Origin of the sequence: Micromonospora sp. NPDC093244, assembly GCF_040683695.1 — a bacterium.
Lineage (GTDB): Bacteria > Actinomycetota > Actinomycetes > Mycobacteriales > Micromonosporaceae > Micromonospora.
On record NZ_JBFBEO010000002.1, the window covers coordinates 1,469,325 to 1,487,742 of the forward strand.

At 74.0% G+C, this 18,418-nt stretch carries 14 protein-coding genes; 10 read left to right on the plus strand and 4 right to left on the minus strand.

All coding sequences use genetic code 11. From position 1 onward, the window contains the following. Positions 1-92: 92 nt before the first annotated feature. The 3 genes from AB0N27_RS17115 to AB0N27_RS17125 are packed head-to-tail and all read left to right on the plus strand — an operon-like array spanning position 93 to position 4,875. Complete coding sequence (locus tag AB0N27_RS17115; protein ID WP_364369849.1) at positions 93-1,910, plus strand: ABC transporter; 1,818 nt, start codon at positions 93-95, stop codon at positions 1,908-1,910. Continuing rightward, positions 1,907-3,595 carry a GTPase gene (locus tag AB0N27_RS17120; protein WP_364369852.1) on the plus strand — a complete coding sequence of 563 codons (1,689 nt, stop codon included), beginning with the start codon at positions 1,907-1,909 and terminating at the stop codon, positions 3,593-3,595. The genes AB0N27_RS17115 and AB0N27_RS17120 overlap by 4 nt, the downstream gene beginning before the upstream one ends. Before the next feature lie 56 nt (positions 3,596-3,651). Next, positions 3,652-4,875, plus strand: coding sequence for a hypothetical protein (locus AB0N27_RS17125; protein ID WP_364369854.1), 1,224 nt, complete (start codon positions 3,652-3,654; stop codon positions 4,873-4,875). Positions 4,876-4,972: 97 nt separating this feature from the next. Here AB0N27_RS17125 and AB0N27_RS17130 read toward each other — a convergent pair whose 3' ends face one another. Then, positions 4,973-5,593, minus strand: coding sequence for a phosphatase PAP2 family protein (locus AB0N27_RS17130; RefSeq protein ID WP_364369857.1), 621 nt, complete (start codon positions 5,591-5,593; stop codon positions 4,973-4,975). Positions 5,594-5,680: 87 nt separating this feature from the next. Between AB0N27_RS17130 and AB0N27_RS17135 the strand changes: the two genes are divergently transcribed. The 7 genes from AB0N27_RS17135 to AB0N27_RS17165 all read left to right on the plus strand — a co-directional run bounded on the left by AB0N27_RS17135 (position 5,681) and on the right by AB0N27_RS17165 (position 15,898). Then, positions 5,681-6,340: a hypothetical protein gene (locus tag AB0N27_RS17135; protein ID WP_364369860.1), complete on the plus strand. Its 660-nt coding sequence runs from the start codon at positions 5,681-5,683 to the stop codon at positions 6,338-6,340. Between the two features lie 642 nt (positions 6,341-6,982). Continuing rightward, positions 6,983-8,158 carry a pyruvate dehydrogenase (acetyl-transferring) E1 component subunit alpha gene (gene pdhA, locus AB0N27_RS17140; RefSeq protein ID WP_364369863.1) on the plus strand — a complete coding sequence of 392 codons (1,176 nt, stop codon included), beginning with the start codon at positions 6,983-6,985 and terminating at the stop codon, positions 8,156-8,158. Further along, complete coding sequence (locus AB0N27_RS17145; RefSeq protein ID WP_364369866.1) at positions 8,158-9,147, plus strand: alpha-ketoacid dehydrogenase subunit beta; 990 nt, start codon at positions 8,158-8,160, stop codon at positions 9,145-9,147. The genes pdhA and AB0N27_RS17145 overlap by 1 nt, the downstream gene beginning before the upstream one ends. 5 nt (positions 9,148-9,152) lie before the next feature. Then, positions 9,153-10,616: a dihydrolipoamide acetyltransferase family protein gene (locus AB0N27_RS17150; RefSeq protein ID WP_364370802.1), complete on the plus strand. Its 1,464-nt coding sequence runs from the start codon at positions 9,153-9,155 to the stop codon at positions 10,614-10,616. Between the two features lie 219 nt (positions 10,617-10,835). Continuing rightward, the gene (locus AB0N27_RS17155; protein ID WP_167517372.1) at positions 10,836-10,973 is read left to right on the plus strand and encodes a hypothetical protein; all 138 of its coding nucleotides are present in this window, start codon (positions 10,836-10,838) and stop codon (positions 10,971-10,973) included. 334 nt (positions 10,974-11,307) lie between these two features. Next, the gene (locus AB0N27_RS17160; RefSeq protein ID WP_364369871.1) at positions 11,308-13,935 is read left to right on the plus strand and encodes a hypothetical protein; all 2,628 of its coding nucleotides are present in this window, start codon (positions 11,308-11,310) and stop codon (positions 13,933-13,935) included. Positions 13,936-14,059: 124 nt separating this feature from the next. Continuing rightward, positions 14,060-15,898, plus strand: a complete 1,839-nt coding sequence (locus AB0N27_RS17165; protein WP_364369874.1) for an NHL domain-containing thioredoxin family protein — start codon at positions 14,060-14,062, stop codon at positions 15,896-15,898. 3 nt (positions 15,899-15,901) lie between these two features. On the opposite strand, the gene AB0N27_RS17170 is transcribed toward AB0N27_RS17165, so the two are convergent. Genes AB0N27_RS17170 through AB0N27_RS17180 form a run of 3 tightly spaced genes read right to left on the minus strand, consistent with a single transcriptional unit; the run spans position 15,902 to position 18,277 of the window. Further along, entirely contained in the window at positions 15,902-16,651 is a 750-nt protein-coding gene (locus AB0N27_RS17170) for a 5-oxoprolinase subunit PxpA (protein ID WP_364369877.1), read from the minus strand. Then, positions 16,635-17,498 carry a biotin-dependent carboxyltransferase family protein gene (locus AB0N27_RS17175; protein WP_364369880.1) on the minus strand — a complete coding sequence of 288 codons (864 nt, stop codon included), beginning with the start codon at positions 17,496-17,498 and terminating at the stop codon, positions 16,635-16,637. The genes AB0N27_RS17170 and AB0N27_RS17175 overlap by 17 nt, the downstream gene beginning before the upstream one ends. Then, positions 17,495-18,277 carry a carboxyltransferase domain-containing protein gene (locus tag AB0N27_RS17180; RefSeq protein ID WP_364369883.1) on the minus strand — a complete coding sequence of 261 codons (783 nt, stop codon included), beginning with the start codon at positions 18,275-18,277 and terminating at the stop codon, positions 17,495-17,497. The genes AB0N27_RS17175 and AB0N27_RS17180 overlap by 4 nt, the downstream gene beginning before the upstream one ends. Positions 18,278-18,418: the final 141 nt, after the last annotated feature.

The window sequence follows — 18,418 nt, forward strand, 5'->3', positions numbered from 1 at the left end:
AATCGTCAAGTCGACTTGAGCCGACCCGACGCAACCCACCCGTTATTACCGTCCGGTTGTCTTCCCTTGCATCGGTCGGGCACGCTTTAGCGGTGACGACGCACGGCGATTCCGCCACCCGTTCCGGCGCGCCCGCCGTCGCCGCCCGCACCGGCCCGCCGGACGCCGCGGAGGAGCCGCCCGCCACCACCGGGGACGACAGCCTCCCCGGCGCGCTGACGGGCCTCCGGGCCGCGATCGGTGCCACCCGGTATCCCCTCGCGCTGCCCTCCGCCGGGTCCGCCCGGCACACCGCCGCCGCCCTCACCGACCAGCTCGACGACTACCTGCTGCCCCGGCTCGCCCGGCTCGACGCACCCCTGCTCGTGGTGGTAGGCGGCTCCACCGGCGCGGGCAAGTCGACACTGGTCAACAGCCTGGTCAAGGCCCGGGTGAGCGCCGCCGGTGTGCTCCGGCCCACCACCCGCTCCCCGGTGCTGGTCTGCAACCCGGCCGACGCGACCTGGTTCCGGCAGGGCGACCTGCTGCCCGGGCTGACCCGCACCACCGAGCCGAGCGAAGATCCACGCGCGCTGCACCTGGTCACCGCCCCCGCCCTGCCACCCGGGCTGGCCTTCCTCGACGCACCTGACATCGACTCGGTGGTCGACGCCAACCGGGCGCTCGCCAGCCAGTTGCTGGCCGCCGCCGACCTCTGGCTCTTCGTCACCACGGCCGCCCGGTACGCCGACGCGGTGCCGTGGGAGCTGCTGCGCAGCGCCCGGGCGCGGGGCGCGGTCATCGCCATGGTGCTGGACCGGGTCCCCGCCGAGGCCACCGACGAGATCGCCGCGCACCTGGCCGAGATGCTGGAGGCGCAGGACCTCGGCAGGGCACCCCTGTTCGTCCTGCCCGAGACGTGGGTCGACGGCCAGGGGCTGCTGCCAGAGGGGGTCACCGCGCCGCTGGCCGACTGGTTCGCCCGGCTGGCCGCGGACGCCGACGCCCGGGCCGCTGTCGTCCGACAGACCCTGGACGGCGCGCTCGCCGCGCTGCACCCGGCCGTCGAGGAACTGGCCGACGCCGCCGACGAGCAGGTCGCCGCCGCCGACGGGCTGGACGAGCGGGTCCGGGCCGCGTACCGGGGCGCCGAACGGACCGTCGAGCAGGGCCTCCAGGACGGTCGGCTGCTCCGCGGTGAGGTGCTCGCCCGCTGGCAGGAGTTCGTCGGCACCGGCGAGCTGTTCCGCACCCTGGAGGCGCGCATCGGACGCCTGCGGGACCGGGTGGTGGCCGCCGTCACCGGCCGGCCGGCGCCCTCCGCCGAGCTGCGCAACGCCATCGAGTCGCAGCTCGTCACCCTGCTACGCGGGGTGGCGTCCGAGGCCGCCGAGTCCGCGTACACGTCGTGGAAGGCGCACCCGGCCGGGGCCGCTCTGGTCGATCCGGCGCTCGCCCACCCGAGCGGTGACCTGCCCGAGCGGGCCGAACGGATGGTCCGCGACTGGCAGCGGGGCGTGCTGGAGCTGGTCCGGGTCGAGGGCGGTGACAAGCGCTTCGTGGCGCGTACGGCCGCGTACGCGGTGAACGCCACAGGGCTGGCCGTGATGATCGCCGTGTTCGCGTCCACCGCGTTCATCCCGACCGGGCTGGAGGTGGCCACCGGCGCGGGCACCACAGTCGCCGCGCAGGCCGTACTCCAGGCGATCTTCGGTGACCAGGCGGTGCGTACCCTCGCCGCCAAGGCCCGTGGTGACCTGCTGGAACGGGTACGGACGCTGCTCGACGCGGAGGCCGACCGCTTCCTGAGCCGCACCGCCGAAGCCAGGCCCGACGCGGAGGCCGGCGACGGGTTGCGCCGCGCCGCCGGCCGGGTCGAGCTGGCCCGGCACCGCAGTGGCCTGGCCGCCGACGAGGAGGGTTCCCGGTGAGCAACATCACCGGTCGGATCCGGGAGGCGTTCCGGAGTGACAAGCGCGTCGACCCCGACGTGCTGATCGCCCGCCTGGACGCCGTACGCCGATTCCTGACCGCTGTGGACGGCCTGCTGCCGGACGCCGAACTGGTGCCCGCGCACACCCTTGTCGAACGCGCCGGCACCCGGCTCGCGCTGTCCCGCGACCACACGGTGGTCGCCCTCGCCGGTGCCACCGGCAGCGGCAAGTCCAGCCTGTTCAACGCGCTGGCCCAACTGGAACTGTCGCCGGTCGGTGTCCGCCGGCCGACCACAGGCGTCACCCACGCGTGCGTGTGGGGGCCGCTGGAGGGCGCGAACCGGCTGCTCGACTGGATCGGCGTACTGCCCCGGCACCGCTTCGTCAGGGAGAGCGCGCTCGACGCGGACGACGAAACCGCCCTGCACGGGCTGATCCTGCTCGACCTGCCCGACTTCGACTCGGTGCAGCGTTCCCACCGGCTGGAGGTGGACCGGCTGCTCGGCCTGGTCGACCAGGTGGTCTGGGTGGTCGACCCGCAGAAGTACGCCGACCGGGTCATCCACGACAGCTACCTGCGCGAGTTCCACAGGCACCGCGACGTCACACTTGTCGTGCTCAACCAGGCCGACCGGCTGCCCCCGTCCGAGCTGCCCCGGGTCCTGGACGACCTGCGCCGGCTGCTCGACTCCGACGGCCTGACCGGCGTACCGCTGCTGGCCACCACGGCCATCGACCCGGCCGGGATGGTCGGGCTGCGCAGCGCGCTGGAGCGGACGGTCGCCGAGCGGCAGGCCGCCCTGCGTCGGCTCGCCGGCGACGTCGACTCGGTGGTCGCCGGCCTGGACGAGCTGGTCGGGTCGGCACGCCCGGCGGGTGGTCCGGACGACGCGACAGTCGCCGGGTTGAACAAGGCACTGGCCGGCGCGGCCGGCGTACCCGCGGTGAGCGAGGCGGTGGAACGGGCGTACCGGCATCGGGCGGGCGCGGCCACCGGCTGGCCGCTGGTGCGGGGCTGGCGGCGGCTGCGGCCCGACCCGCTGCGCCGGCTGCACCTGCCCGGACCGACAGGCGAGGCCGCCGACCCGGCGGCGGAGAGCCTCGTCGCGGCGACCTCGGTGCCGGATCCGACTGTCGCGCAGCGTTCCGCGCTGGGCCTGGCCGTCCGCGCGGTGGCCGATCGGGCCGCCGCCGGCCTGCCCGCCGCCTGGCCCACAGCGGTCACCGCGGCCGCCCGGTCCCGCCACGACGACCTGCCGGACGCGTTGGACCGCGCGATCGCCGGCACCGACCTCGGCCTGGACCGTCGACCGCTCTGGTGGCGGATCGTCGGCGGCGTGCAGTGGCTGGTCACCCTGGCCGCCGTGGTCGGCCTGGGTTGGCTGGTCCTCGGGTACGCGCTGCGGGTGCTCGGCCTGCCCGCGCTGGACGACCCGATGGTCGGCGAGGTGCCACTGCCCACCGTGCTGCTGCTCGGCGGCCTGCTGGCCGGGCTGCTGGTGGCGGCGCTCACCCGGCCGGTGGTGCGCTGGGCCGCCCAGCGGGCACGGGCCCGCGCCCGGCAGCGGCTGACGGTGCGGGTCGCCCAGGTGGGTGAGGAGTACGTGCTCGCCCCGGTGCGGATCGTGCTCGCCTCGTACGCGCAGGCACGGGACGCGCTGCACGACGCCGCCCGCCGCTGACGCACCCACGGCTCGCTACTGCTCTGCGTACCGGCGCAGCGGCGTAGGGTCGGAGTATGGCCACGCCTCAGACCCCCTACGACGCGGTGCTGCACGCCGCACGCGACGTGACCAAGCTGGAGTCCGCGCTCGACGCCGAGATGCTCGGCAGCGCCCTGCTGGGCAGCGTCTACGCGATCGCGGAAACCGACCGGGACACCGCCGTACGGGAGTTCGTCACCGGGTTCCTCGCCGCCACCGCCCGTCGTCGGGTGGCGTCGGCGACCACCATCCGGCAGGTCTTCGCCGCGCTCGTCCCGACCGCCGACGGCACCGAGCGGGTGCGCCCGGGCAGCCAGGCGCCCAGCTGGACGGGCCAGCTCGGCCGGGTGCACCTGACGGGCAGTTGGGCGTACGGCGACGTGTACGGCGACCAGACCTCCTACCTCGCCACCTTCGCCTACGACGACGCCTCCGGCGGCGCGGAGCACGCGCTGGTGGCTCTCGTGGACCACAACATCGGCATCACCAAGGACATCTTCGTCGGCGGGCCGGCGGAGCGGATCCTGGACCAGGTCCGGCAGATGTGCGCGGACGACGAGTTGACCTGGTTCCGTACCGAGGATCCGGCCCGCCTGCGCGGCGAGGTGGCCCGGCACCTGGCGGTCACCGACGAGTTGAGCGAGCTGCCCGGCGAGGGCTCCCTCGCCACCGATCGGGCGCTTGTCGGCGCCCGGCTGGCGCTGCTGCCCACCGCCGCCGACCCGACCGGCCCGGCCGAGGTCGAGCCGCTGACCGCCGCCGAACGGACCGACCTGGTGCGGCGGTTCCTGGCCGCGCCGGAGGCCGCCCGGTTCGGGCTGGACGCCGTCGACGGCCCGGAACTGGCCTCGCTGCACTTCTGCCTGAGCCTGCTGCTGGACCACTCGGCGAGCTTCCCGGACGCCGACCCGATGCGGTGGAGCCCTGCGGTGTCCGGGCTTTTCCTGCTCGACTGGGTGCACCGCCGCGCGGTACTGGACATGGACGACGCGGCGATGCTGCCCCGGGTGCTGCGCGCCTGGGCCCGGTACGCGTCGCGCCAGCGGGGCCTGCCCGAGGCGGCCGCGACACGGACCGACGAGGCGATCGAGGAGATGGTGCCGGAGTTCGCGCGGCTCTACTCGACAGGTGAGCGGCGCAGCCCGGCCACGGCGGCGGTGGCGCAGTTGATGGCCGACGGGGTGGACCCGGACGACCCGGCCGCGTTGGACGCCTGGATCGAGGCGAACCGGCACCGCCTCGCCGACGACGGCGCCTGAGCGTTTCCCGGGCGGACGGCCACGTCGCCGGCCGCCCGGGCCGCGTCCCGACTCGGACGTCCGACCCGCCCGGGGCCTGGCAGCCGGTCGAGCCCGCTCAGCGCAGCAGGCCGAAGACCACGCCGGCGATCAGCGCGCCGATCGTCCCGCCGGCCAGCACCTGCGGCACGGTGTGGTCCCGTAACCGCACCCGGGACCAGCCGACGACGGCCAGCAGCGGCGCGGCGAAGAGCAGCCGACCGCCGAAGATCAGCGCCAGGATGACGAGCGTGCCGGCGGCGACCGCCGAGTGGATCGACATCTTCCACCAGTGGCTGACCGTGACGGTCACGACGAGGCCGATCAACCCGGCGACCGCGAGCGCCAGCACCGGACGCGGACCGTCGAGCACGGTGAGCAGCGCGAGCCCCGCCGTCACCGAGCCGAGGCCGATCAGCAGGGGCACCCTGCGCTGCTCCCGACGGCCGAGGTGGTGGTCGGTGAGCCGGCCACGTCGTACGCCGCCGACGATGTAGGCGAACGGGATGCCGGTGACGAAGAGTGTGGCGAGCAGGCCCCAGGCCAGGCCGTGACCGGTACGCCGGGTGCTGTGCCAGCTCACCGTGAAGATCAGCAGTGACACCAGCACGGCCGGAGCGGTCAGCTCGGTGACGAGCCGGGCGACCCGCAGCCCCGGGCCGGGTCGGCTGACCGGGCGGAGTTCCCCACCGCCGCCCACGCCACCCCCTCCGGTACGCGCCTACCCCCGAACAGCGCCGGCACCGGACGGGCCGCGCCTGATCGTCACCGTACCGCCGGGGACACCGTGGGGTACGTCGGTCCGGCGAGCGGCGAGGGGGTCACCGGGCGCGTCGGCGGGCAGCCGGGTGACGTCACGGCGGTCGGGGCGGGTCGGCTGGCCGGTGGGGGCGTCGGCGACGTGTCGGGTGTCGTGGCCGGCTCGGACACGGTGGCGCTCGGCACCGGTGTCGTGGCCGGTGTGGACAGGGTGGTGGTCGGGACGGCCGTCGCGGTCGACGAGACGGTGTCGGTGGGCGTCGGACCGGCTGTCGTGGTGGGCGTCGGCGTCGGGTCCGGCGGAGCGGTCCGCGTGGGCGTCGGCGTCGGGCTGGCGGGCGGGGGCACGACCGGTCGGGTGCTCCGGGTGGGCCCCGGCACAGGTGGCAGCCCACGGTCGACGTGCGCCGGGTCGACGGCTCCCGGTCGCTCCGCCGTACGCCTTGGTGCTGCGGGGAGCCAACCGGGCGTCGCGGTCGGGCCGGCGCTGGGCGTGCCGAGCGGAGGTGGCGCCGGCTGGCTGGCCATGGGAGGCGGGAGCAGCACCGGCCCGACCGAGGGCGTCGGAATGAACGGGGTGCTGCTGTCCGGCAGGGCGGTGCTGCCCGGGGTGGCCGAGCCGGCGCTGATCGCGGCGAGGATGGGCATCGACGCGGTGCCGGCCAGCAGTGCCACGGTGAGCAGGTAGCCCCGGGAGGGACCGCCGATGCCGGGAGCCCGGTGCACGCCGACCACCCGCCGGTAGTCTCCGGCCGACCGGTGCCGGCCGAGCGCGGGTGTGCCGGGACCGTCACCTGGCTCGTACACCGCACACCCCTTGTCGTCGGCCGTCGCGGGACGCGAATGGACGTCACCGAAGGCAGAACCCGGCAATTGGCCCGATCGACGTGATCTGGCGGTAATCAGCCTCGCCCAGTCACCCTCCGTCAGCCAACCTCCACCGCGTGTCGACACGCGGTGCTGTCCGAACGGTGACGAATCATCGCCGGAACACCCGGTGGACGCGAGAGAGCACGATGGCGACAAAGGACAACAAAGGGTGGACGGTCGGAATGCGGGGCGGGCGTACTGTGGGCCCGCTCACCTGCTCTGCGAATATGGAGCACGACGGCAACGCAGCCGTGACCTCCGCGCACCCTCGCGGCAGGCGCGGTTGAGTGCCGGCGCTCCCGAACCGGATTCGGCCAGAATCCGGCTCACGCCGTGCGGCAACCCCCACCGGGGCTAGGCGCGGCCGCCAGGAACCGGTCCGGCAGCAGCCGGGCAGGCGCACGAGTTGCGCGGCCGGGTGACCCCCCGGTGCCGACGCAGACACGACAGGGAGAGACCGATGGCAAAGGGCGACCCCGGGGGCACCACCCGCGGCAGGCGGGCTGCACCCCGCTCCAGGAAGGGCACGGCCGGCGACCCCGCGCTGGTACAGCTGCTCACCCCCGACGGCGAGCGGATCGACAGCGCCACCGGGCCGGACGGCACCGAGTACCGCGTCGACTTCACCAACGAGGAATACCGCGGTCTCTACCGCGACCTGGTGCTGGTCCGGAAGCTGGACGCCGAGGCGACCGCACTCCAGCGCCAGGGAGAGCTGGGCCTCTGGGCCAGCCTGCTCGGCCAGGAAGCCGCACAGGTCGGCTCCGGCCGGGCGCTGCGGCCCCAGGACATGGCCTTCCCGACCTACCGGGAGCACGGCGTCCTCTACTGCCGGGGCATCGACCCGATCATGCCGCTCGGCCTGTTCCGCGGCGTCGACCAGGGCGGCTGGGACCCGAACGAGTTCAAGTTCAACATGTACACGATCGTCATCGGCGCGCAGACCCTGCACGCGACCGGCTACGCGATGGGTATCACCATCGACGGCAAGACCGGCACCGACGACGGCGAGGCCGCGATCGCCTACTTCGGCGACGGCGCCACCAGCCAGGGCGACGTGAACGAGGCGTTCGTCTGGGCGAGCGTGTTCAACGCGCCGCTCGTCTTCTTCTGCCAGAACAACCAGTACGCGATCTCCGAGCCGCTGGAGCGGCAGACCCGCGTCCCGCTCTACCAGCGGGCCGCCGGCTTCGGCTTCCCCGGCGTACGGGTGGACGGCAACGACGTGCTGGCGTCGTACGCGGTCACCCGCACCGCGCTGGACAACGCCCGGCACGGGCAGGGCCCGAGCCTGATCGAGGCGTACACCTACCGGATGGGTGCGCACACCACCTCCGACGACCCGACCCGCTACCGGATCGCCAGTGAGGTCGAGGCGTGGCAGGCCAAGGATCCGATCGCCCGGGTCAAGGCCTTCCTGGAGAAGCAGCAGATCGCCGACGCGGACTTCTTCGCCGAGGTCGACGAGCAGGCCCGCCGTGAGTCGGTGCACCTGCGCGAGCGGGTGCTCGAGATGCCGAACCCGGAGCCGGTGACGATGTTCGACCACGTCTACCCCAACGGGTCTCCGCTGCTCGACGAGCAGCGCGCGCAGTTCAGCAGGTACATGGAGTCGTTCGAGGGGAGCGCCCACTGATGGCCACGGAGACGCTCACCATCGGCAAGGCCCTCAACACCGGTCTGCGCCGCGCCCTGGAGAACGACCCGAAGGTCGTCATCATGGGCGAGGACGTCGGCAAGCTCGGCGGCGTCTTCCGGATCACCGACGGTCTTCAGAAGGACTTCGGCGACCAGCGGGTGATCGACACCCCGCTCGCCGAGTCCGGCATCATCGGCACCGCCGTCGGTCTGGCGATCCGCGGCTACCGGCCGGTCTGCGAGATCCAGTTCGACGGCTTCGTCTACCCGGCGTACGACCAGATCGTGTCGCAGGTGGCGAAGATGCACTACCGCTCGGGCGGTAAGCTCAACATCCCCATGGTGATCCGGATCCCGTTCGGCGGCGGCATCGGCGCCGTCGAGCACCACTCCGAGTCGCCGGAGGCGTACTTCGCCCACACCGCCGGCCTGAAGGTGGTGACCTGCGCCAACCCGCAGGACGCGTACGTGATGATCCAGCAGGCCATCGCCTCGGACGACCCGATCGTCTTCCTGGAGCCCAAGCGGCGCTACTGGGAGAAGGGGCCTGTCGACCTGGACGCCCCGCTGTCCGACGCGTACCCGCTGCACTCGGCCCGGGTGGTGCGGCCCGGCACGGACGTGACGGTGCTGGCGTACGGCCCGATGGTGCGGACGTGCCTGGACGCGGCGACCGCCGCCGCCGAGGACGGCCGGGAGTTGGAGGTCATCGACCTGCGCTCGCTCTCCCCGTTGGACCTGACGGCGGCGTACGAGTCGGTGAAGCGCACCGGCCGCGCCGTCGTGGTGCACGAGGCGCCGTCGAACATCGGTCTCGGCGCCGAACTGGCCGCGCGGATCACCGAGGAGTGCTTCTACTCCCTGGAGTCGCCGGTGCTGCGCGTGACCGGCTTCGACATCCCCTACCCGGCCGCCCGGGTGGAGGAGGAGTTCCTGCCCGACCTCGACCGGGTGCTCGACGCCGTCGACCGCACCTACGGCTGGTGAGCGGCATGTCCCGGATCAAGACGTTCAACCTGCCCGACCTGGGCGAGGGGCTGACCGAGGGCGAGATCCTGACCTGGCTGGTCAAGGTCGGCGACACCATCGAGCTGAACCAGCCGATCGTCGAGGTCGAGACGGCCAAGGCGGCTGTGGAGATCCCGGCGAAGTGGGCGGGGCAGGTGCAGGCGATCCACCACCCGGAGGGGACGACTGTCGAGGTCGGTACGCCGATCATCGCCATCGACACCGACCCGGGTGCCGGCCCGCTGGACGTGCCGTCGACCACTGCGACGCCCGACGATGACCTGCCCACCCCGTCGGCGGCGTCGCTGGCGGCCGTGGAGCTGGCACCGGCCGAGGGAATGGTCGAGCCGGGTCTGATCGGCGGTCCCGCCCCGGGCGGGCGGACGGCGGTCCTGGTGGGCTACGGCCCGCGCACCACCGCCGCGAAGCGCCGCCCGCGCAGGGGCGGTGTTCCGGCGCAGCCCGCGGCCGTGGCGGCGCCCGCGCCGGTTCTGCCTGTCGCACAGCCGGCCGTCGCGCCCGCGCCTGCGCCCGCGTCGAACGGGCAGCGTGCCGCGGTGGTGCTGGCCAAGCCGCCGGTGCGCAAGCTCGCCAAGGACCTCGGGGTCGACCTGGGGACGCTGACCGGGTCGGGCCCGCTGGGCTCGATCACCCGGGAGGACGTGCAGCAGGCGGCGAACGGGACCGTGGCGGCTGCCGAGCCGGTCGCCGTCACGTCTGCGGCAACCAGCGCCGCGAGCTTCGGCGCAGACCGCGAGCAGCGCATCCCGGTCAAGGGGGTACGCAAGCTGACCGCCGAGAACATGTCCCGCTCGGCGTTCACCGCCCCGCACGTGACGGAGTTCCTGACCGTCGACGTGACCCGGGCGATGAAGGCGCTGGACCGGCTGCGCGGCCGGCGGGAGTGGCGGGACGTGCGGGTGTCGCCGCTGCTGCTGGTGGCGAAGGCGGTGCTCCTGGCGGTCAAGCGTCACCCGATGGTCAACTCGACCTGGGCGGGCGACGAGATCGTGGTCAAGGAGTACGTCAACCTCGGCATCGCGGCGGCCACCGAGCGTGGGCTGATCGTGCCGAACGTCAAGGACGCCGGGCGGCTCTCGCTGCGGGAGCTGGCGGACGCGTTGAACGACCTGGTGCAGACGGCGAAGTCGGGCCGTACGTCTCCGGCGGACATGTCCGGCGGCACCCTGACCATCACCAACGTCGGTGTGTTCGGGGTGGACACCGGCACGCCGATCCTCCCGCCCGGTGAGTCGGCGATCCTGGCCTTCGGCGCGGTGCGGGAGATGCCCTGGGTACACAAGGGCAAGGTCAAGGCCCGCCAGGTCACCACGCTGGGGCTGAGCTTCGACCACCGGATCATCGACGGTGAGCTGGGGTCGAAGTTCCTGCGCGACATCGGGGACTTCCTCGCCGACCCCGAGGCGGCGCTGCTCGCCTGGACCTGACCGTCCGGATCACCAGCCACGGCCGGTGTGCCACGGGTTAACGCCCGGCACACCGGCCGTGTCCGTTGGGCGACGGAAACGTCGGCTGGGGCGCCCGTTGACCTTCGATTGTTAGGCAAGTGTCTCAGCTCACCTAATAATCGATGGAAGTTGGAGGCGTTCTGCTGTTGAATAGAGGCATCAGGGGCCGACAACCGAATAAGCCAGGGGGACCCACCAATGAGCATGATCGAGCGAATCCGCAACCACCGCGACGCCACCCGCCGCGCCCGTGCCATCCAGCACGCGCTGCGCTCGGCGAACACGCCGGCCGTTCGCGAGGAACTCCTCGTCATCGCCCAGCGTCACATGAGCTGACGCTCCACGACATTCCTCACCTCCTCCAGATCGATGGCCCACCCGGCCCACCGGGTGGGCCATCGGCGTATCGCCGCCACGTGGCACCGGGATTCCGCCCCGTCGCCACGCCCGGTACGGTGGGCTTCGGTCGCCGCCCGCCGACCCCCACCGGCCGAGTCGATAGAAGCTGCTCGACACCACTCGGCAACACGGAGTGACGGGCGGTGCTCCTTGGACACCCCGTGCTGCCACCCGATACGGTGCGGGGAGCCGGCACGCCGGTGACGCCGGCAGCCATGCCGAGGAGACCGATCGGCACCGGCGGCCGACATGTGATGGAGGAGGCGCACCCATGACGTCCGAGGGCCCGCACCGTCCCGGCCAGGAGCCGGACGAGGTGTCACCGGGCGCCGGCGGACCGGCGCCGTACGGCGACCGCCCGGCGCAGCCGGACAACGGCTACAACGCCGCCGGCCCCGACCTGGGTTGGGCGCCACCCCCGCCGGCGCAGCCGAACCAGGGCACCCCGGCCTGGGCCAACCAGCCCGAGCAGCAGCCGAACCCCGCCTGGGGTGCCGCCGCCGCGCCGCAGCCCGCCGAGCCGGCACAGCCCGCCTGGGCCACCGGCGGTGGCGCGAGCGAGCCGCAGCAGTCCGGCGCCTGGGCCGGCAACAACTCCACCCCCGACAGCCCGCAGCAGCCCGCCCAGTGGGCCGGGCCGCAGCAGGGCTGGACGCCGCCCGAGCAGACCGCGCCCACCTGGGCCGCCGGCGCCGCCGAGCAGCCCGACTGGGCGCAGGCCCAGCCGACCACCAGGGGCGCCGCGCAGGTCCCGCCGGCCACCACCGCCTGGCCCGCGCAGGAGGACCCGTCCCGTTCCGGTGGCTGGGGCACTCCCGCGCAGGTCAGCCCGGCCGCCGGTGACTGGCGCGGCGACGAGCAGCAGCCCGAAGCGGCGCAGTCCGGTGGCTGGCCCGCAGGGGCGGGCCAGCAGGACCAGCCATCGTGGACTCCGGCGGAGCAGTCGCCCCCGTCGTGGGGCCAGCCCTCCCAGCCGGCCGAGCAGCAGGCCCCCGCGTGGGGGCAGGCCGAGCCGGCCGCCGCGCGCGGCGCCGCCCAGGTGCCGGCACCGTCGACGAACTGGCCGGGCCAGGACGACCCGGCCCGCTCCGGCGGGTGGGCCGCCCAGCAGCAGGCCCAGCCCGCCAACTGGGGCGACAACGCCGACGCGCAGCAGGACGAGCCCCAGCAGCCGGCCGCCTGGGGTGGCCAGGCCGAGGCGCGTCCGCAGCAGCCCGACTGGGTGCTCGCACAGCAGGACCAGCAGGCCGGACGCCCCCCGGCCGAGCAGCAGGCCGGCGGCGGCTGGACCCCGCCGGAGCAGTCTGGCCTTCCGGCCCGGGCCAGCGCCAGCGTGCCCGGCAACGACGGCACGCCCGGTTGGGCAGCCGCTCCGGACAATCCGGCCCCGCAGAGCGGTGCCGGCTCGGCGGAGATCCAGCCGTGGGCGCCCGGCGAGGTGTGGGGCCGCGCCGAGGCGGAAGCCTCCGCCCAGTCCCGCGGCGGCTGGGAGGCGGACCAGCGCGACGACTCGCCCATCTACCAGCCCGCGCCCGCGCCGGGCATCTCGCCCGCCAACGCCGTACCGCTGCCGCCGCAGGAGCAGCGCGTGCCGGGTGCCAGCCTGGCCGCCGCCCCGCCCGCCGACTTCGCGCCGAAGAACCAGTACGCCCCGATCCCCGAACAGCCCGCGTACGCCGAGCGGGAGACGCCGGAGGCGGCCGCACACTACGAGGCCGAGCCGGCCGGATGGGGTCGCGCCGAGGAGGCTCCCGCGAGCGGTGCCGTGGTGCCCGCCCCGCGTACCTCCCCCGAGTCGGGTCGCGCGGTCGTACCAGCGCCGGAGGCCGAGTCGGCGGCCGGCGCCGTCGGCCGGGCCTCGGCGAGCGCCTCGGTGCCGCTGGCCAGCCGGGTGATGCCCCCGACGGACCAGGCGATGCGGCCGTCCGGCACGCCCGCACCCCAGCCACGGGTGTACGGCCGTCCCGCCGCGCCCGAGCCGGCGGACGAGCCGGAGCAGGACGCCTTCCCGGCCGAGCAGGCCTCCGAGCGCCCGGGCGCACCGGACTGGCAGAACCCGCCGGCCGCCCCCGACTGGCAGAACGGCCCGGAGCGCCAGGGCGCGCCGGACTGGCAGCAGGGTCCGGACCGGCAGGCCGCCCCGGGTTGGGGTGGCGAGCCCACGCCGGACCCGCGCTTCGACGACCGGGACCGGCCGTCGACGCCGAACGGGTTCGGTGAGGCTCCGTCCGCACCTCCGGCGTTCCCGCCGGGTGTGCCGTCCTTCGTCGACGCGCCGGGCAACAACCGACAGGTGAACGGGGTCCGGCCGCAGGCCGGCGCCGAGCGACAGGCCGACCGGTTCGGCAGCGCCGCAGCACCGGCCGCCGGCGCCGCCACGGTCAACGGGGCGCCGGGCTTCGGCGGTCCGCAGTTCGGTGGCCCCAGCGCCGACCAGGCACCGAGTGCCGGCTTCCCGCCGGCGTTCCCGCCGGCAGCCCAGCCGTCCGCGCCGTCCTCCTGGGGTCAGGAGCAGGAGCAGGGCCGCTTCGACGCGTTCAAGCCGGACGCCGAGGAGCCGAAGGTCGAAGCGCCGACGCCGAAGGTCCGCAACGGCCGGGTGCTGGCCGCCGTGCTGATCGCCGCGGTGCTCATCCTGGCGGTGCCGCTCGGCCTGCTGATGCTGCTCGGCAAGTTCGGCGGCGGCGACGCAACGCCGGCGTTCGACCCGGCGGTCGGCACCTGCGTGAAGAAGTCCGGTGACGGCGCCTCGGCGGCGGACTGCGGCGAGGCGGGCGCGTTCACCATCGTCTCGAAGGTGGACGCGAAGGAGAAGTGCACCGACACGACGCAGCCGTACGTGGTGCTGCCCGGCGACGGCGCCAACCGGGTGCTCTGCCTCAAGCCGGCGACCCCGTAGACACACGGTGAAGGCGGGGCCACGGACGTCCGTGGCCCCGCCTTCGTCGTACGCCGAGCGGGTGGTGGCAATCAGGTGACGGGTCACGGCGGCCGGGCCGGTGGGGCGTGGCAGGCTGACAGGTATGGGAACGACAGCGCGTGTACGTGCGCCGGAGCTACGCGGCCGGGGATGGCTCAACACAGGCGGCCAGGACCTGAGCCTGCAGGACCTGCGCGGCAAGATCGTCCTGGCGGATTTCTGGACCTTCTGCTGCATCAACTGCCTGCACGTGCTCGACGAGCTCCGCCCGCTTGAGGAGAAGTACGGCGACGTGCTCGTCGTGATCGGCGTGCACTCGCCGAAGTTCGAGCACGAGAAGGACGCCGACGCGCTGGCCGCCGCCGTCGAGCGGTACGGGGTGCACCACCCCGTACTCGACGATCCCGAGATGGACATGTGGCAGCAGTACGCCGCCCGGGCCTGGCCGACGCTGTCGGTGATCGACCCCGAGGGTTACGTGGTGGCCACGATGGCCGGCGAGGGGCACGCCGAGGGGCTGGCCCGGCTGATCGACGAGCTGATCGTCACCCACGAGGCCAAGGGCACCCTGCACCGGGGTGACGGCCCGTACGTGCCGCCGCCCGCGCCGGACACCACGCTGCGCTTCCCGGGCAAGGCGGTGGTGCTGCCGGACGGCAACCTGCTGGTCTCGGACTCGGCGCGGCACTCGCTTGTCGAGCTGGCCCCGGACGGCGAGTCGCTGGTGCGCCGGATCGGCTCGGGCGAGCGGGGTCGGGCCGACGGGCCGGTCGGCGCGGCGTCCTTCTCCGAGCCGCAGGGCCTCTGCGTGCTGCCCACGCACGTCGCCGAGGTGGCCGGCTACGACCTGGTCGTCGCCGACACGGTCAATCACCTGCTGCGCGGCGTACGCCTGGAGACCGGCGAGGTGGTGACCGTGGCCGGCAGCGGTAGGCAGTGGCGCGCTTCGGTCGACGACCACGCGCACGACGCACTGGCCGTTGACCTCTCCTCCCCGTGGGACCTGGCCTGGTACGACGACAAGCTGATCATCGCGATGGCGGGCATCCACCAGCTCTGGTGGTTCGACCCGATCAAGCGGACCGCCGGCATGTACGCGGGCACGACTGTGGAGGCGCTGCGCGACGGCCCGCTGGCCGAGGCGTGGATGGCGCAGCCTTCGGGGCTCTCCGTCTCGGCTGACGGCGTCCGGCTGTGGATCGCCGACAGCGAGACGAGCGCGGTGCGGTACGTCGAGAACGGGGTGATGGGCACCGCCGTCGGGCAGGGCCTGTTCGACTTCGGGCACGTGGACGGGCCGGCGGAGTCGGCGCTGCTCCAGCATCCGCTGGGGGTGTGCGCGCTTCCTGACGGGTCGGTGCTGATCGCCGACACGTACAACGGTGCGGTGCGTCGGTTCGACCCGACCACCAACCAGGTGTCCTCTGTCGCCGACGGGCTGGCCGAGCCGAGCGACCTGGTGCTGACGCCTGCCGGTGAGGTGCTGGTGGTGGAGTCCGCGGCGCACCGGCTGACCCGCCTCGCCCCGGGCGCGCTGTCTGCGGCGGGTGCCAGCACTGTGGACGGGCCCCGGCACCGTACCGAGCGCAAGCCCACCGACATCGCGTCCGGCGAGGTCACTCTGGATATCGTCTTCACGCCCGCGCCCGGGCAGAAGCTCGACGAGACGTACGGGCCGTCGACGCGGCTTGTGGTTTCCGCGTCGCCGCCGGAGCTGCTGGTGGAGGGTGCCGGCACGGGCACCGAGCTGTCCCGCCGGCTGGTGCTCAACGGCGAGGTCTCCGGCGGGGTGCTCCAGGTGACGGCGCAGGCGGCGACCTGCGACGCGGACGTCGAACACGCGGCCTGCCACCTGACCCGTCAGGACTGGGGCGTACCGGTGCGGGTGGTCGACGGGGCGGCGGAGCGGCTTCCGCTGGTGCTGCGGGGTCTGGACGCGTAGCGCTCAGGCGAACGCGGCAAGGGTGACCCCGGCGTCGATCAGGCTGGCGCGGACGAGTTCGGTGGCGGAGACCGCGCCCGGTGTGTCGCCGTGGACGCAGATCGAGTCCACCGGGCAGGGGACGACTGTGCCGTCCACCGCGACGACTGTCCGTTCGGTGGCCATCCGTACCGCACGGGTGGCCACCTCCTCCGGGTCGGTGACCAGCGCGCCGGAGGTGCCGCGCGGCACGAGCGTCCCGTTGGGCAGGTAGCCGCGGTCGGCGAACCCCTCGGCGACCACAGGTAGGCCGGCGCCGACGGCGAGCTGGGCGAGCACCGAGCCGGGCAGGCACAGGACTGGCAGTTCGGGGTCGTAGCCGCAGATCGCGGCGACGACCGCGGCGGCCTGGGACTCGTCGGTGGCGGCAGCGTTGTAGAGCGCGCCGTGCGGCTTGAGGTAGCGGACCCGGGTGCGGAAGAGCCTGCAGAACGCGTCGAGCGCCCCCAGCTGGTAGGTCACCTCGTCGCGCAGCTCGGCGAAGTCGTACGCGATGCGCCGCCGGCCGAAGCCGGCCAGGTCTCGGTAGCCGACCTGCGCGCCCACCGCGACCCCGCGCTCGGCGGCACCCTCGCAGACCCGCCGCATGGTGGACGGGTCGCCGCCGTGGAAGCCGCAGGCGACGTTCGCGGAGGTGACCAGGTCCAGCAGCGCGTCGTCGTCGCCAAGTCGCCAGATGCCGAATCCCTCGCCCAGGTCAGCGTTGAGGTCCATGGAATCTGACGGTAGTACCTGGCCGGGCCTGCGCGAGCGGTGTCACGTCGGTGACCACCCCGATGACCGGGTATCCGCCGGTGGTCGGATGGTCGGCCAGGAAGACCAGGGGTTGGCCGTCGGCCGGCACCTGCACCGCGCCGAGCACGATGCCCTCGCTCGGCAGTTCGCCGGCGACCGCGCGGGGCAGCGGCGCGCCGGCGAGGCGCGCGCCGACCCGGTTGCTCACCGGGCTCACCGTGTACGGGGTGCCGAACAGCAGGTCGAGCGCGGTAGGGGTGAACCAGTCGTCGCGGGGGCCGAGGCGCACGGTCAGGCGCAGCTCCGGCGGGTGTGCGCCGCCGATGGCCAGGTCGACGGGCGCGGGGTCGCCGAGCGGCCGACCGACGGGCAGCAGGTCACCGTCGCGCAGCGGGGGCGGGCCGAGCCCGGAGAGGGTGTCGGTGCAGCGGCTGCCGAGCACCGGCGGTACGTCGACTCCGCCCGCCACGGCCAGCCAACTGCGTACGCCCCGACGGGCCGGGCCGATCCGCAGCACCGCCCCGGCCGGCACGCTGAGTGGACGTCCGGTGTCGCCGGGCCGCTCGCCGACCTGCACGGGCACCTCGGCACCGGTGACGGCGACGGTGGTGGCCCGGGTCGGCCGCAGCACACAGCCGGTCAGGGTGATCTCCAGGCCGGCGGCCTGCTCGGGGTTGCCGACCAGCCGGTTGGCCAGTCGCAGGGCGGCCGGGTCGAGCGCGCCGGACCGGGGTACGCCGAGGTGCGCCCAGCCGGGCCGGCCCTGGTCCTGGACGGTGGTGAGTGCTCCGGCGCGCAGTACCTCGATCTCGGTGTGCCCGGTCACGCCGCCACCATCCGCACCTCGGTGCCCGGGGGGAGCCGGGCCGGTGGGTCGGCGTGCACGTCGAAGAGGACCAGCTCGGTCCGACCGACAAGCAGCCAACCGCCTGGGGACGCGCTCGGGTAGATGCCGGCGTACGGCCCGGCCAGAGCCACCGAGCCGGCCGGTACGCGGGACCGGGGCGTGGGCAGTCGGGGCAACGCCAGCTCGGCGGGGAGGCCGGTCAGGTAGGGGAACCCGGGTGCGAAGCCGCAGAAGGCGACCCGGAACCGGGTGCCGGTCAGCCGCCGCACCACCGCCGGAACGTCGACACCCCAGTGCTCGGCGACTGTTGGCAGATCCGCCCCGTCAAACGCGACCGAAACAGGAACCGCCCTCCCATCCCACCCCGCGCCGTGGCCCACCCTCTCCGTCGATCTTGCACTTTCGGTCGCCGATATGACTCGACCATCCCGTTCTGTCGGGACAGAAGGTGCAAGATCGCCGCGGTTGGGGGCTGGTGTGGGACCGCTGGCGGCTCTCGCGGTCGCGGTTTGCCGCGCGGTGGTGGTTACCGTCGGCGCCCAGCGGGACAGCAGGGCGGCGGTGGTGGCGGGATCCGGAATTCCGTCGAGCAGCACGGTGCTGGCGGCCGGCACGATCTCCACGGCGGTCAGGTCTCCGCGTTCCCGGCGCTGCCACAACTCGGCCCGCCAGGCCTCAACCAGGTCAGCCGTGAACCCGTCACCGAGACCGGCGCAGTCGATCAACAGGGCGTCCGCCCCGACAGGCCAAATCCGCATCGACCCATCTTCACCCCCACCCCTCGCGATCTTGCACTTTCTGCGGCGACGAAAATGGGCAATCTTCTCATTTCGCAGACAGGAAGTGCAAGATCGGCGCTAGGGCCCCTGGAGGGCCTGGCGACTTTCGCGGCGCGTTCA

Bases quoted from the DNA above. Each gene is read 5' to 3' on its own strand.
- AB0N27_RS17125 (WP_364369854.1), top strand. From the start codon at position 3,652: ATGGCCACGCCTCAGACCCCCTACGACGCGGTGCTGCACGCCGCACGC.
- AB0N27_RS17170 (WP_364369877.1), bottom strand. From the start codon at position 16,651: ATGGACCTCAACGCTGACCTGGGCGAGGGATTCGGCATCTGGCGACTT.
- AB0N27_RS17150 (WP_364370802.1), top strand. From the start codon at position 9,153: ATGTCCCGGATCAAGACGTTCAACCTGCCCGACCTGGGCGAGGGGCTG.
- AB0N27_RS17160 (WP_364369871.1), top strand. From the start codon at position 11,308: ATGACGTCCGAGGGCCCGCACCGTCCCGGCCAGGAGCCGGACGAGGTG.
- AB0N27_RS17155 (WP_167517372.1), top strand. From the start codon at position 10,836: ATGAGCATGATCGAGCGAATCCGCAACCACCGCGACGCCACCCGCCGC.
- AB0N27_RS17165 (WP_364369874.1), top strand. From the start codon at position 14,060: ATGGGAACGACAGCGCGTGTACGTGCGCCGGAGCTACGCGGCCGGGGA.
- AB0N27_RS17145 (WP_364369866.1), top strand. From the start codon at position 8,158: ATGGCCACGGAGACGCTCACCATCGGCAAGGCCCTCAACACCGGTCTG.
- pdhA (WP_364369863.1), top strand. From the start codon at position 6,983: ATGGCAAAGGGCGACCCCGGGGGCACCACCCGCGGCAGGCGGGCTGCA.
- AB0N27_RS17180 (WP_364369883.1), bottom strand. From the start codon at position 18,277: ATGCGGATTTGGCCTGTCGGGGCGGACGCCCTGTTGATCGACTGCGCC.